15 protein-coding genes are annotated in these 13,608 nt (G+C 62.6%); 9 read left to right on the top strand and 6 right to left on the bottom strand.

Going from position 1 to position 13,608, the window contains the following annotated elements:
* Positions 1–66: 66 nt before the first annotated feature.
* Positions 67–852, bottom strand: a complete 786-nt coding sequence (locus ACEWFR_RS04605; protein ID WP_374059919.1) for a PHP domain-containing protein — start codon at positions 850–852, stop codon at positions 67–69.
* A gap of 215 nt (positions 853–1,067) precedes the next feature.
* Here ACEWFR_RS04605 and ACEWFR_RS04600 point away from each other — a divergent pair, with 215 nt between their 5' ends.
* Positions 1,068–1,724: a lactate utilization protein gene (locus ACEWFR_RS04600; RefSeq protein ID WP_374059918.1), complete on the top strand. Its 657-nt coding sequence runs from the start codon at positions 1,068–1,070 to the stop codon at positions 1,722–1,724.
* A 192-nt stretch (positions 1,725–1,916) separates the two neighbouring features.
* Here the strand turns inward: ACEWFR_RS04600 and aroC are convergent, their stop codons facing one another.
* The gene (aroC, locus tag ACEWFR_RS04595; protein ID WP_374059917.1) at positions 1,917–3,068 is read right to left on the bottom strand and encodes a chorismate synthase; all 1,152 of its coding nucleotides are present in this window, start codon (positions 3,066–3,068) and stop codon (positions 1,917–1,919) included.
* 210 nt (positions 3,069–3,278) lie between these two features.
* Here aroC and ACEWFR_RS04590 point away from each other — a divergent pair, with 210 nt between their 5' ends.
* From ACEWFR_RS04590 to ACEWFR_RS04580, 3 genes are all read left to right on the top strand, one after another.
* Positions 3,279–4,415 carry a hypothetical protein gene (locus tag ACEWFR_RS04590; RefSeq protein WP_374059916.1) on the top strand — a complete coding sequence of 379 codons (1,137 nt, stop codon included), beginning with the start codon at positions 3,279–3,281 and terminating at the stop codon, positions 4,413–4,415.
* A 65-nt stretch (positions 4,416–4,480) separates the two neighbouring features.
* The gene (locus ACEWFR_RS04585; protein ID WP_374059915.1) at positions 4,481–4,852 is read left to right on the top strand and encodes a hypothetical protein; all 372 of its coding nucleotides are present in this window, start codon (positions 4,481–4,483) and stop codon (positions 4,850–4,852) included.
* On the top strand, positions 4,849–5,580 hold the full coding sequence (locus ACEWFR_RS04580; RefSeq protein WP_374059914.1) for a DICT sensory domain-containing protein: 732 nt from the start codon (positions 4,849–4,851) through the stop codon (positions 5,578–5,580). Before ACEWFR_RS04585 ends, ACEWFR_RS04580 begins: the two co-directional genes overlap by 4 nt.
* Before the next feature lie 118 nt (positions 5,581–5,698).
* Here the strand turns inward: ACEWFR_RS04580 and ACEWFR_RS04575 are convergent, their stop codons facing one another.
* Both ACEWFR_RS04575 and ACEWFR_RS04570 read right to left on the bottom strand, forming a co-directional pair.
* Positions 5,699–6,841 (bottom strand): acetyl-CoA C-acyltransferase, encoded by a 1,143-nt coding sequence (locus ACEWFR_RS04575; RefSeq protein WP_374059913.1) that lies wholly within the window; start codon positions 6,839–6,841, stop codon positions 5,699–5,701.
* A gap of 6 nt (positions 6,842–6,847) precedes the next feature.
* Positions 6,848–7,036 carry a hypothetical protein gene (locus ACEWFR_RS04570; protein ID WP_374059912.1) on the bottom strand — a complete coding sequence of 63 codons (189 nt, stop codon included), beginning with the start codon at positions 7,034–7,036 and terminating at the stop codon, positions 6,848–6,850.
* A gap of 130 nt (positions 7,037–7,166) precedes the next feature.
* Here ACEWFR_RS04570 and ACEWFR_RS04565 point away from each other — a divergent pair, with 130 nt between their 5' ends.
* Positions 7,167–7,355, top strand: coding sequence for a hypothetical protein (locus tag ACEWFR_RS04565; RefSeq protein ID WP_374059911.1), 189 nt, complete (start codon positions 7,167–7,169; stop codon positions 7,353–7,355).
* Here ACEWFR_RS04565 and aroA read toward each other — a convergent pair.
* The gene (aroA, locus tag ACEWFR_RS04560) at positions 7,320–8,624 is read right to left on the bottom strand and encodes a 3-phosphoshikimate 1-carboxyvinyltransferase (RefSeq protein WP_374059910.1); all 1,305 of its coding nucleotides are present in this window, start codon (positions 8,622–8,624) and stop codon (positions 7,320–7,322) included. The genes ACEWFR_RS04565 and aroA overlap by 36 nt on opposite strands.
* Before the next feature lie 298 nt (positions 8,625–8,922).
* On the opposite strand from aroA, the gene ACEWFR_RS04555 reads away from it, so the two are divergent.
* The 4 genes from ACEWFR_RS04555 to ACEWFR_RS04540 all read left to right on the top strand — a co-directional run bounded on the left by ACEWFR_RS04555 (position 8,923) and on the right by ACEWFR_RS04540 (position 12,159).
* Positions 8,923–9,558, top strand: a complete 636-nt coding sequence (locus ACEWFR_RS04555; protein ID WP_374059909.1) for an IS6 family transposase — start codon at positions 8,923–8,925, stop codon at positions 9,556–9,558.
* 218 nt (positions 9,559–9,776) lie between these two features.
* Positions 9,777–10,439: a helix-turn-helix transcriptional regulator gene (locus tag ACEWFR_RS04550; RefSeq protein WP_374059908.1), complete on the top strand. Its 663-nt coding sequence runs from the start codon at positions 9,777–9,779 to the stop codon at positions 10,437–10,439.
* 330 nt (positions 10,440–10,769) lie between these two features.
* The gene (locus tag ACEWFR_RS04545; protein WP_374059907.1) at positions 10,770–11,375 is read left to right on the top strand and encodes an OsmC family protein; all 606 of its coding nucleotides are present in this window, start codon (positions 10,770–10,772) and stop codon (positions 11,373–11,375) included.
* 13 nt (positions 11,376–11,388) lie between these two features.
* Complete coding sequence (locus ACEWFR_RS04540) at positions 11,389–12,159, top strand: methyltransferase domain-containing protein (RefSeq protein ID WP_374059906.1); 771 nt, start codon at positions 11,389–11,391, stop codon at positions 12,157–12,159.
* Positions 12,160–12,434: 275 nt separating this feature from the next.
* Here the strand turns inward: ACEWFR_RS04540 and ACEWFR_RS04535 are convergent, their stop codons facing one another.
* Positions 12,435–13,583 (bottom strand): outer membrane lipoprotein carrier protein LolA, encoded by a 1,149-nt coding sequence (locus tag ACEWFR_RS04535; protein ID WP_374059905.1) that lies wholly within the window; start codon positions 13,581–13,583, stop codon positions 12,435–12,437.
* Between the last annotated feature and the right edge of the window lie 25 nt (positions 13,584–13,608).

Genomic DNA, 13,608 nt, shown 5'->3' with positions numbered 1-13,608 from the left:
ACATTCGTTCATGGAACACGACCCCCGTTTCTCACTATTGAATTCAACGTGCGTTTCTCATCGTTGCTATGACGTTGACGTGATCCCGTCGGGGGTGACCGGCTCGAGGCCAGTCTCGTCGACGAACGCGGCAAGGAAGTCCGCGCGCTCGGGTATTTCGGTCGGGTGGTGGGAGTCGGTGCCGAGGGTGACGGCGACGTCGTGTTCGCGAAGCACCGTCAGGAACGACTCGGTGGGGTGGACGATCTCGGCGTCGGTCAGCGCCCGTCCGGCGTTGATCTCCGGGACCGTCCGCGAATCGGCGAGCGCTTGTGCCACCCGCCGATACTGGTCGGTCGTCGCCCGGCCCCGCAACGGCGGCGTTCGCTCGAGCAGATCCACGTGAGCCGCGATATCGAACAGTTCCGACTCGACGAGCGCAATCAGGGTCTCGAAGTACTCGTCGACGACCGCGTCGCGCTCGGCCTCGCTCATCTCGGCGAAGTGGGACGCGACCTGCACGTTGTTCCCGTCGATGTCGTGGACGCTTCCGATCGCGTAGTCGAAGCCAGCCTCCGAGAGGAACGCGTCGATGGCCGCCTCGTCGCGCGGATCGTAGTCCATCTCGATGGCGTCGTAGATCTCGAGGTCGAAATCCTGACGCAGGCGGTCGATTCCCCGCCGTCGTCGCTCGTAGGTCAGATCGAGATTGAACCCGTAGACGTTTCGCATCGACGCGTGGCGCTCGCGCGAGGCGACGTTACAGTGGTCGGCGAAGCCGACGCCCTCGAGGCCGACCGACTCGGCCGCTCGAACCATCGACCGGAGGAAGTCGCCGTCCGAGTAATTCGAGTGGACGTGAAAATCCCGCATATGTCGTCGACCATGGACTGCAGGTTAGGTGTTACGCTCGCGGAAGGCGTTTCGGAGTGGGGATCCGCCGGCGGTGTGGAGGGGGCACTCGTTCGCAGTCGACGGGGTGACCGGTTCGCTACGCAGGCGGAGTAACACTGGCGTAATCACCTAACACCGGTATCCGCGAGCGCTTAAGTCGATCTCGGCCCCAGACGAACGTACGGAACCACTAGATGTCACAGCAGAAATCCGATTACGTAGACGACGCCGAGATCGACGCGACGCTCGACGAACTGCCGACCGAGGAGGCCGTCGAGACGGCCGCAGAAAACCTCGAGGCCAACGGCTTCGAGGTCGTCGTCGCCGACTCGACCGAGGAAGCCCTCGAAACGATCCAGTCGCAAATCCCCGCTGGCGCATCGGTGATGAACGGCCACTCCACGACGCTCGAGGAGATCGGTTTCGCCGACTACCTCTCCGAGGGCGACCACGAGTGGGAAAGCCTGGCGGACGAGATCTGGAGCATCGACGACGACGCGAAGCGGCAGGCCGCCCGTCGCGAGGCACAGACCGCCGACTACTTCCTCGGCGGGATCAACGCGATCTCTCAGACCGGTGAACTCGTCGCGGCCGACCGCTCGGGCAGTCGGATCGGCGCGTACCCCTTCGCCGCGAGCAACGTCGTGATCGTCAGCGGCGTGAACAAGATCGTCCCGACGCTCGACGACGCGCTCGACCGCCTCGAGTCGGTGGCCTACCCCCTCGAGAACGAACGCGCACAGGAGGCCTACGGCGTCGATTCGGCCATCGCCAAGGAACTCATCTTCCGACAGGAACTCGAGGAGGGTCGCACGACCGTCGTCCTGATCCGCGATCAGCTGGGATACTAGCCCGATCGCGCTCGGAACGGTTCTCCGCGGTACGGAGACGCGCACTTGTTACGTCACTCCCGTTTCCGAACGCTCTCAATTCCGGCGTACCGTCTTCCTCTGGGGACAACCCCGTGAGACCAGGCTCCGACTGACGATCGGATCCCGACCGACGATCGGCTCCCGACTAACGACCGGCCCCCGACCGGCGAGCTACTCGTTGCGCGGACTGCTCGGGTGATAGTCAGTGTCGTACTCTCCGGGCTGATCGTCGACGCGGTCGGGGTTGAGCCGGCCCGACAGCAGCATGAAGTCCACCAGGGTCAGGGCGAGCATCGCCTCGACGACGGGGACACCTCGTGGCGGGAGAACGGGGTCGTGGCGGCCGATGACTTTCTCCTCTTTGAGTTCGCCGGTCTCCCAGTCCGCGGTCTGCTGGGACTTCGGGATCGACGTGGGCGCGTGCAGCGTCACTTCGCCGTAGATCGGCTCGCCGCTCGAGATGCCGCCCTGAATCCCGCCGTGGTCGTTCTCGACCGGCGTTGGATTCCCCTCACCGTCGAACTCCCAGTCGTCGTTCCGTTCCTTGCCTGTCCACTCGGCCGCGTCGGTGCCGAGACCGAATTCGAACGCCGTTGTCGCGGGGACGGCCATCATCGCCTGTCCTAGCCGGGCCGACAGCGAGTCAAATCGGGGCGCACCGAGGCCGACGGGAACGCCCTGCGCCTCGAAGTAGATGCTGCCGCCGATGGAGTCGCCTTCCTCCTGGTACTCCGCGATCAGCTCTTGCATCCGCTCGGCGGTCTCCGGATGAGCACAGCGGACGTCGTTTTCCTCCGAGTGCTCCACGATCTCCTCGAAGCTCACCTCGGGAGCCTCGATGTCGCCGATCTGGTTGACGTGGGCCGTGAGTTCGACGCCCTGTTGGGCGAGCAGTTTCTTCGCGATCGCACCCGCAGCGACCCAGTTGACCGTCTCGCGGGCCGACGAGCGGCCGCCGCCGCCCCAGTTGCGCGTCCCGAACTTCGCCGAGTAGGTGAAGTCGCCGTGAGAGGGACGGGGTGCGGTGATGAAGGGTTCGTACTTGCCCGAGCGGGCGTCCTTGTTCTGGATGACCAGCCCGATCGGCGTCCCGGTCGTGTAGCCGTCCTGAACGCCGGACTTGATCGAGACCGCGTCGGGTTCGCCGCGGCTGGTCGTGATCATCGACTGACCGGGCTTGCGCCGATCGAGGTCCTCCTGAATGTCCTCCTCGGAGAGCTCGAGGCCGGCGGGACAGCCCGAAACCGTACAGCCCATCGCCTCTCCGTGACTCTCGCCGAACGTGGTCACCTGAAAGAGGCGACCGAAGCGGTTGCCGTTCATTACCACGTCCTCGGTGGCGGGGCCACTTAGCGGTGCAGGATTCACGCAGGGCGTCCGAGATCGCTGCCTATCGAACTCGGTGATTATCGAACTCGCTGACTATCGAAGGCTCGGACCGGGTCGACGGCGGATCGTTCCCCCGCGTCGCTTCAGTTTCGAGCTGCCGATACACTCTTCACCATCGGAGTCATACAATCGTACTGGTATTTAATGGGACGACGCCGTCGGCGATCTCGAGGGGGGAGTACGAGACGCCGATTTCTCGCGAAGGGATCGCTCGTCGGCGGCGGAGTCTTGCTTTTCGGTGGGACGGGAGCGTTCTCACAGCTCGGCGCGAGCCGGGCCGTCTCGATAAACGCGACCGAGGACGGCAGCGCGTTGCTCGGACTCGACATCGCTTCGTCGGTGCGGGCCGGTACGGCCGACCAAAATCTGGTCGCCCTGACGAATAACTCGAGCGACACAATCGACGTCTCGCTCTCGCTCTCGAACCCCGGTCAGGGGACGCTCTCGCCGTCTTCCCTCTCGATCGAGAGCGGAGCGACTCGGTCCGTCTTCGTCTCCGTCGATGCCGACAGCCCGACCGGGAGCGACGCGCTGGCGTTCGACGTCATCGCATCGAACGAGACGCTAAGCGTGTCGCTGGAACGCCGCGTTACGGTCTCCGCTGGCCCGACGTTCAAACAGCAAATTCGCGACGATTCGCGGAACACCAACGCCGCGTTTACGATCTCCTACCGCGTGAGTCGACTTCCGAACTTCGACCGGGTGGAGCTCGAGGTCGAGAACCTCGACGCCGGTCACATCGGCACGACGACGTACGCCGAAGGAGTCACAGAGCAGACCCTCTCGTATCCGCCGGGAGGGGGCACCGACGGTGGCGCTGCCGGCGATACCTACGAGTTCCGGTTTCGGGTCTACGACGCCTCCGGCGAGGTCACCGATCGTTCCACGGTGGTCACGACGACCGCTGACGGTTCGAACCCGCCGGGCGACGATCTCGGTGACGAAGGCGATCCGACGCTCGTCGGATTCTCCGTCACGAACGATGTCCTGCATACGAACAATCGCTTCACCGTCGACTACGAAGTCGATCCGGGCGAGGACTTCGGGGAGGTCACCGTCGGTTTCGACAACACCGAACACGACTGGTCGGATGCCACGAAAACGAGCGATGCGGCACCGACCGGGACGGTCGTCTATCCGTCGGCGAATAACCGACAGGGCGGCGTCAACGGGGACACGTACGATGTCACCGTCTCCGTCTACAATCAAAGCGGTATCCCCGTCGACAGCGGTACCGTCTCTATCGTCGCCGGCTCCGGCGAAACGGTCGACTGGCCGTAATCGAACTCACTCGAGCGCCCCATCACCGTACAGCTATTTCAGTACAGCTCTCGTAGAATAACTAAATGGGCAACGACGAGTTCGAACCCGACCCGTTCGCCCTCGAAGCAGTGGCCGGTGAGCTCCCGGTCGATGACGTATTCCGACTGCTCGCGGATCGGCACGCCCGCTACGCGCTCATCTATCTTCACGACAACCCGACGCCGACGGTCGAGGAACTCGCGGACGTCCTCGCGGCCAAGGACGCGAGCGACCGAGCGACGATCGCGACGCCGGCCGATCGGAATCCGATCCGAATTCGGTTGTATCACGCGATACTCCCCTGGATCGACGCACTAGGGTTTATCGCGTTCGACCCCGGGACGAACGCCGTCACCGACACAGAGATCCCGACCGCAGTCACCGACGCCATGGGAGTAACCGATCCACCGCCATGAACTCGCTCGGAACCCTCATCGAGCGGATCGAACGACAGCGGAAAACGCTCGAGGTTCACACGGACGACGACGCGGTCGTCGCGGAACTGGGACGCCAGTTCGAGACGCGAACCGTCGACGTGACCCATCGATCGCTCGGCTCGCTCGACGATTCGGGGTTCGTGATCGTTCGGAGCGCCGACGGCGAGTTCCGCGGCGCGCTGGGGATTGACCAGTTTCGCGCGATTCTCTCGCCACAAATCCATCCACCCTGGGAACTCGCCGACGCCGATTACGATCGAGCGGAACTGTTCGATTTCCTCGAGAACACGCTGTTTACCACCTACGATCGCCGTCAGATGGTGGCCACAGCCCGCGAAATCGAAGAGCGGGCGTGGCGCGTCGGTTCCGGCCGGCTGTATACGGGGTTCCAGCGAGCGGCGGCGCTCGCTGCACAGACTGCGGTCTACGAACGACTGGGGAGCCACGGCTCGCTCGCGGTGGCAGTCTTCCTCGACGACGCGTGGGACGGGACGGAACCCGACGGCGTGACGGTCGTGTCCGAACCGGGCAGCGAACTCGGCGAGTTCTGGTTCGTGGCGTTCGATGGCGGTGACACCGAGATGGAATCCTGTGCGTTACTCGCTGAGGAACGCCGAGACGGCGAATTCTACGGCTTCTGGACGTACGACCCGTCGACGGTCGACGAGTTTGTTACGTATCTCGAGACGACGTACGACGTCTCATAGCTCCCGCTGATCGTCGCTCACTTCGTTTGCTCACGGCACGAAGTGCCGTTCGCACGGTATGCGGGACCAGAGGTCCCGCACTATTCGCGAAACGACCGAAAAACTCGGCGGAAGCGTCTCAGGGCAGTTCGAACTCGATCGCCGCTCCCTGTCCGAATCCGACGCACTCGGTCGCGATCCCGCGGTCGACCCCGCGGCGGTTCATCTCGTGGACGAGTGTCACCGGCAGGCGAGCGCCGGAACACCCCAGCGGGTGCCCGATCGCGATCGCGCCGCCGTTGACGTTGAGTTGGTCGTCCGGAATCCCGAGTTCGCGCTGGGAGTACAGCGTCTGACTCGCGAACGCTTCGTTGATCTCGACGAGGCCGTAGTCGTCGATCTCGCGGCCCGCTCGCTCGAGCAGGCCCTCGGTGGCGGGGACCGGGCCGACGCCCATGACGGTCGGATCGACGCCCGCGACGTAGCTGGTCCCGACCTCGGCGAGGACCTCGAGGTCGTTCTCATCGGCGAATTCTCGGCTGGTCAGCAGGACACCGGCCGCGCCGTCGGCGATCTGGGAGGCGTTGCCGGGCGTGACGGTGCCGTCTTCCTTGAAGACGGTCGGCAGTTCGGCGAGCTTTTCGGTAGTCGTTCCGGGACGCAGGCCCTCGTCCTCGTCGTGGACCCCCTCGTCGGTCTCGATGGGGACGATCTCGTCGTCGAACTTCCCGTCCTCGGTGGCCTCGACCGCACGCTGCTGGCTCCGCGCGCCGTACTCGTCCTGTTCCGCCCGGGAGATGTCGTGTTGCTCGGCGACCTTCTCCGCGGTCATCCCCATCTGGAGGTTCCGCATGCCGTACTCCTCGTCGAGTCCGGGGTACATTTCGCCGCTGTCGGCGGCCCCCATTTTGACGCGGCTCATGCTCTCGACGCCGCCGGCGATGACCGCGTGATGGCGTCCCGCGGCGATCGAGTCCGCGGCGCTGATGATCGCCTGCGCTGAGGAGGCACACTGGCGGTCGACGGTCGTCGCCGGAACCCCTTCGCCGAGTTCCGAGAAGAGCGCAATCTGTCGCGCGATGTTCGTCCGCTGTTCGGCTCGCTGCTGGGCACAGCCCCACATCAGGTCGTCGACGTCCTCGCCGTCGACGCCCGTCTCGGCGAGCATCTCGTCGACTAGCGGAATCGAGAGATCTTCGCTCCGGACGTCCGCGAGCGCACCGTCTTCTCTCCCCTGTGCCGTCCTAACAGCGCTAACGATTACCGGCGTATTGCTTGCCATTGTATGTCATAATTTTTCGAGGGCATAAATAGCTATCTCTCTGTCGGAACGCGAGGAGCGAACCCACTGAATCGCTGCCGGCGTCGCTCTCGAGCGGTCGGGACGGACGATACCCGAATCGTGACGCTCGCGGCCGACGACCAGGTCCGCGAACGCCACGACGCTCGAGACGGGGAACGCTGTCAATTCTGCCACGATCTCATCGTTCTGTCGCGTGCTATAGCACAAAATTCATTACATCACTTGGCATGTATTCCACACGATCCGCCGCCGCAAGATTCTGGTCGTGACAGTCGCCGCCGGAGCGGCCGGTATTGCGGGTTGCGTGAGCGACTCCCCCTCCGACGAACGCGCCGACAACAACGACGAGGACACCCCGTCGGATCTGGAGCCCACGGGCGACGGGGCCTATCGAGTCGATATAACCGCCCGTAGCGACCGATCGGCGTCGATCGATGACGTCAGTTATCGACCGTCGCTACTGCCGCCCGTCGCGCTCGAGTCCGACCCCTAACTCCTCGAGCATCCCGAAGAACCCCGGGAACGAGACGTCGACGTGGTCGGCCCCTTCGATAGTGGTTTCGCCGTCGGCGACCAGTCCCGCGAGCGCGAGCGCCATGATGATCCGGTGGTCGTCGCGTCCGGAGACGGTCGCTCCCGAGAGGCTCGAGTCGCCGCCGTGGACCGTCAGCGAGTCCCGTTCCTCGGTCGTTTCGACGCCCATCTTGCCCAACTCTTCGGCCATCGCGCTCACGCGGTCGGTCTCCTTGTACCGGACATGCTCCGCGTTCGTGATGTGCGTGTCGCCCTCCGCGACCGCACCGAGGGTCGCGATCGTCGGAAGCAGATCGGGCGTGTTCTCGACCTCGACTTCGATCCCGGAGAGCGGAGCCGTCGAAACGTCGATCGTTCCCGCGTCGCGGTCCCACTCCACGTCGGCACCCATGCGCTCGACGATGTCGACGATCGCGGTATCGCCCTGCGCGCTCGGATGAGCGCCCTCGATGCGGACGCCCTCGGTGCCGGCGATCGCACCCGCTGCCAGCGGATACGAGATCGACGAGAAGTCGCCGGGGACCGCGTAGTCGCCACCCGCGGGCGCGTAGGACTGCCCACCGTCGACCGCGAACCCGGCGTCCGTCTTCCGCGCCTCGACGCCGAAGTCGTCGAGCACCTCGAGCGTGATGTCGACGTACGGCGCGGACTTGAGTTCGGTCTCGAGTTCGATCGAAATCCCCTCGTCGGTGACTGCACCGGCCAGCAGCAAGGCGGTGATATACTGCGAGGAAACGTCGCCGGGGATCGACACGTCGCCGCCTGTGAGCGGGCCGGTGACGACCAGCGGGGCCTGGCCGTTCCCGCGGGTGCTGTCGGCTCGGGCACCGAGATCGGCGAGCGCCTCGAGCAGCGGGCCCTGGGGTCGCGAGCGCAGCGATCCGTCGCCGGTCAGCACCGAGGTACCGTCGGCCAGCGCCGCCGCGGCCGTGACGAGTCGTATCGTCGTCCCGCTGTTCGCGCAGTCGATGACGTTCGCCGGGACATCGGGTCGGCCGCCGAAGCCGTCGATCTCGAGGGTATCGGAGCCGTCCCCGTGCCGATCAACGGTCCCGCCGAACAGTTCCACCGCACGGGCGGTCGCCTGCGTGTCCGCGCTCCAGAGCGCGTCGCGGACGGTCGCCCCGTCGGCGTAGCCCGCCGCGAGGATTGCCCGGTGCGTGTAACTCTTCGAGGGCGGTGCTCGCGCCATCCCGCGGACGCTCGAGGGCGTGATAGTGACGTTCATGATCGCTCTGTGGAGGGGGCCCGCCTTACCGATACCGATCCCGTTAGTCCCGTCTCGAGAGAGATATCGACGAGCGAGTGATGGCGTGTTTCCGGGACTGCACCGCGCTTATCGGAATTCAGCAGATATCTCGGCGAACCTATAGTAGCCACTGCAAGTCACTGCATACCTGATCGCATGACAGCTGTGCGATCAGTGTGTAACTAGTTGCAGTTGTTACTATACTATCAAGCATCGTGTGAGAGGTGCTGTTCAGATAAGGCTGAAGGAGTGAGGCGTGGCGTTTTCAAAGTGATTCATGCCCGAAAACGCACGCCTCAGTCCTAGTATCGGCCAGTTCGACTTGGATTTTGTGGAGCGAGAAGCAACACCGCGGCTGTTGATGAAGCTCAGTATTCAACTCCATCTTGCTGGACTCTCGCTTTCGAATACTGTTCGAGTTCTCGAGATATTTGGTGTTGAACGGGCTCGATCGACGGTTCATAATTGGGTTCACAAGGCAGATTTACAGCCCGATCCCTGTCGAAGTCCGGATCACGTTGCGGTTGACGAGACGGTGATCCGGCTCGGCGATGAACAGTATTGGCTGTACGCCGCTGTCGATCCAGAGTCAAACGAATTACTGCATACAAAGCTTGAACCGACTAGAAACAAGGTCATAGCCAGTACGTTCTTCACGGAATTACGTGAGAAACACGACGTCGATGACGCCGTGTTTCTCGTCGATGGCGATAAATCGCTGAACTACGCTTGTCAACGACATGGCCTCGATTTCAGATACGAACGACATGGAAATCGGAACAGTATCGAACGTGTCTTTCGTGAGATAAAACGCCGAACCTCATCCTTCTCAAACTGCTTTAGTAACGCTCACGCAGACACTGCTGATCAGTGGCTCAGATCGTTCGCCTTCGCATGGAATCAGCTTATCTGAACACGATGGTGTGAGAGGACCCAATCGTTTTCACGTTCCTTAGCGTACCTCCATCATTGGGGAACGTTAACGTGAAACACTATACTAGAGACTCGCCGGTCGTCGACATAGCGTATCTCGCGCGGTCCGAACATCGCGTCCCGACGCTCGTCGCACTGACGGAGCGTCCCCGGAGCCGCTCCGAACTCTGCGAGTTGGCCGGGGTTTCGTCGTCCACGATGCGCCGGACGCTGGACGAATTCGACGACCGGCTCTGGATCCGCAAAGACGAGTACCAGTACGTCGCGACACGACTGGGAGAAGCTATCGCGTCCGGGATGGAGGACTTGATCGAACGGGTCGAAACCGAGCGAACGTTGCGTCACGTCTGGCACTGGCTCCCCGACGCGATTGGCGAGTTTCCGTTCGAGACGTGGTCGGAACTGACCGTAACCGTCGCCGAACCCGACGCTCCGTATCGTCCGGTGGGACGATTCGAGTCGCTTCTTCGGGAGACGACCACCGTACGGTCTCTTCGCCCGGAAGTCGCGCTGATGGATCCGTGTTTCGACGTGCTCCACCGACTGATCGACGAGGGCGTAGACGTGACGTTGATCGACCGGCCGGAGTGTCACGCGTACTTTATTTCGACGTACCCGGATCGCAGTTCGGCGATGATGCAACGGGACAATTTCACCGTTCTAGAGCACGATGACCTCCCTCCTTACGGAATCGGTCTGCTCGACGAACGCGTTACGATCAGTTGCTACGAGCAGGATAGTGGAACGGTACACGCACTGATCGACACCGACGCGCCGGCGGTCCGCGAGTGGGCGGCGTCCGCCTACGAAACCTACAGGTCCGATGCACGCCGCGTCGAACCGCAACCGAGCGTCGGGTAAGGCTTCCAGCGACGCAATCCGACCGATTACGTTCCACTCACTTTTGGCAGGAGTACGAGGCGTAACTGCTATAGTAGCCACTGAAAGTCATTGCACGCCTGATCGACCGACAGCTGTCCGATCAGTGTGTGAATCGTTTCGGTGGCTACTATAATTTACTGTGATCGGACTCGACGAGCGCCGGATTGCAGTCGGTGGTTCTTTTGCAGTGGGTGCATGAACGGCAGGAATTAGCGGTTTTTCACGAAATAGCTACTATACGCCAGGGTTCGTAATCACTCTCGCCGGCTGGAGACACAAAAAACGCTCTAACCGGGGGAGACACAAACAATGACTGACGAACGACAACTATTGCACGGTATCGACCTCGAAACACTCGAGGGGTTCGCCGCACACGCAGCGGAGAACCCCGAAGCCGTCCAGTTCGGCCTCGGGGCGTCCGCGACCTACGAGGGGACGGCCGCGCACAGCCTGGCGAAAGTCGATAGCTACGAGCTCGGGGGTGAGACGATTGCTCGTGAAACGCGCGAATACACGATTCCCTACGGTGCCTGGAAGGAAGTCTTGGACGCCGGTGGGTGGGTTGGCGGGACCGATCGGCTCGAACCGGTAGAAGCGGCGCTGTCGGCGCTGGCTGCCTGTATCAACGTCGGCATCACCATCAACGCCGCCGCGAACGGTGTGGATATCGACCACCTTCAGACGCACGTCCGGACCGATTTCGATCCAGCAGTTCTCTTCGGTCTCGAGGAACTCAAAGAGGCCGACTCGGTCTTCGAGAACCTCTCTGCCGAGGTCGAGATCGACGGCGAGGGTCTCGATCAGGACCTGATCGACGAATGGGCGCGGCGGGCACCCGTCTACACGTTCGTCTCTTTCGCCCAGGACGTCGATATGACCATCAACGCGCCCGCCGAGGTGGTGGGCGACGACTAACCGGTGACCACCAATGAGTAAATCGCTCGACACGGACAAACTCGAACGTGAGGTCAAGTCGATGTACCGGGACGTCGCCGAGTCCGTTGACGCGGCGTTTCACTTCGAGACGGGCCGCGACCTCGTCGACCGTCTCGGCTACGACCCCGACGATCTCGAGTACATTCCCGACGCGTCGATCGACTCGTTCGCGGGCGTCGGCTACCACTTCGATCTGGCTGAGCTCGAGCCGGGCGAGGCAGTGCTCGACCTCGGTAGCGGGTCGGGAATGGACACCTTCGTCGCGGGGGTACATGTCACTGAGACCGGCACGGTGACGGGTATCGATATGACCGACGAGCAGGTCGAGAAGGCTCGCAACCTGGCAGCGGATGCCGGCTTCCACAACGTAGAGTTCCACCAGGGGTACATCGAGACCCTTCCGTTCGAGGATGAATCGTTCGACGCGGCAATCTCGAACGGCGTGATCAACCTCTCGGCGGAGAAGGATCGTGTCTTCGAAGAGGTGAGCCGCGTGCTCAAGCCCGACGGTCGGTTAGCACTCTCGGATATCATCAGCGAGCAACGACTGTCTGAGAGCATCAAAACCAACGCGGACCTCTGGGCGGCCTGTATCGGTGGCGCCGAACAGGTCGACGACTACACGGCGATGATCGAAACACCTGGCTTCGAACTCATCGAAGTTCGGGATAACTCGCAGTACGAGTTCACCTCAGAACGGGCGCAGAGTGCGTGCCAGAAGTACGGCGTGAAAAGCATCTCACTCGTCGCTCGAAAGCGCTAACATCACTTTTCTATTGGACGGGTTCAGATCGTATGAAACGCCAGTACCGTGCTACATATAGTAGCCACTGCAAGTCACTGCACACCTGATCGCACGACAGCTGTGCGATCAGTGTGTAACTAGTTGCAGTTGGTACTATAGCTGCTCTCTGTTCAATACGCATTTCTAACGTCTTACTTATGTATCGGCTGTTGCTTCGGCACCTACCCAACCCGTACTGATCAGCGGGGCGTTCCTGGCTGAACGGCAGTCGAAGAGAGGCGTCTACGAACGAATCACGAACAGCCGATCGACGCCGCAATTTCGAGCAGCGGCGTATCGTCAGTGAGACTCGAGACCTCGTAGCTCAGGTCGTCGCACGTCCAGAAAATGCTTTGAATTCGCCCGTCGCGACGGTAGGCCGTGGTGCTGTCGACTTCGATTTCCTCCAGCGTCGGCGACGTCGGGCTGAACCGCTGGAACTCTCGGACGGCCACGTAGAGTTCGCGTGCGACCACGTTCGGATCGTTGTACCACAGCATCGCGGTGGTTCCACCGTACTCGTCTTCTCGATCGATGACGGTGATCCGATCGAGCGCGTACGCGTCCGGCACATCCGGTTCCGGAAGCTCGTACGGGAGGTGCGCTTCGGCGGACCCTCGATGCTCGAAGACACCTTCGGGCTCGCGGCCATCGGTAACGACGGTCACTCCGTTCGGTGGTTCGTACGTGAACGTCCCCGGTGCGAGCCCCTCGTCGATCGAGAGATCCTCGTACGTGACGGTCAGGTCGTGGCGCGTTTCGCCGTCTTCACGCATCGTGTTCCGTTCCTTGATCGGATACCGATACTCGTCGTCGATCCACACGGTTCGGGAGACATCCAGTTGCTCAAGATCTTGGATGATATTCACCGGCATGACGTACGTCGTGTCTCCGACGACGAGTTCGACCTTCGGGCCGATATCGTCGACCGGCGGTTTCGTCTCGACGACGTGTGCAGTGCGGCCGTCGACGGTCTCCGTCCCCTCGTAGCCGAGGCGGTACTCTTCGAGGAGGTTCTCGAGAACGAGGCGCGTCTGGTCGGTGTCGACCTTGTTCGGATGGTACTGTTTGTCCACCACCTCCGTTGACGGGTTGTACTCCCACGTGGTCGCCCGGTTCGTCACGGTGATTGAACCGACCGGGACGTCCGAATCGGTCGACTCGAGCACTTCGATCCGCTGTTTGGCCGGCGGCCGTCGAGCGATGTGCTCGACTCGTTCGACGGTCTCGTTCGAGGCGTCGACCGACACGGTTCGCCGGGCCTCGAGTGAACGCATGCGGCGGCGCATCTCGATCGCGTCTCGGACGAGATCCGCGCCCGTCGGCGTGCCGTCGTCGGAATCGCTGAGACAGCCGGCGAGTGCGACTGCGGCACTCGTTGCGAGGAGCCGACGACGGTTCATATCCGGGGATTACCATCACTATTGA

Origin of the sequence: Natrinema sp. H-ect4 (assembly GCF_041894845.1) — an archaeon.
In the GTDB taxonomy this organism is placed as follows: domain Archaea; phylum Halobacteriota; class Halobacteria; order Halobacteriales; family Natrialbaceae; genus Natrinema.
This window is presented reverse-complemented; position numbering and strand designations above follow the sequence as displayed.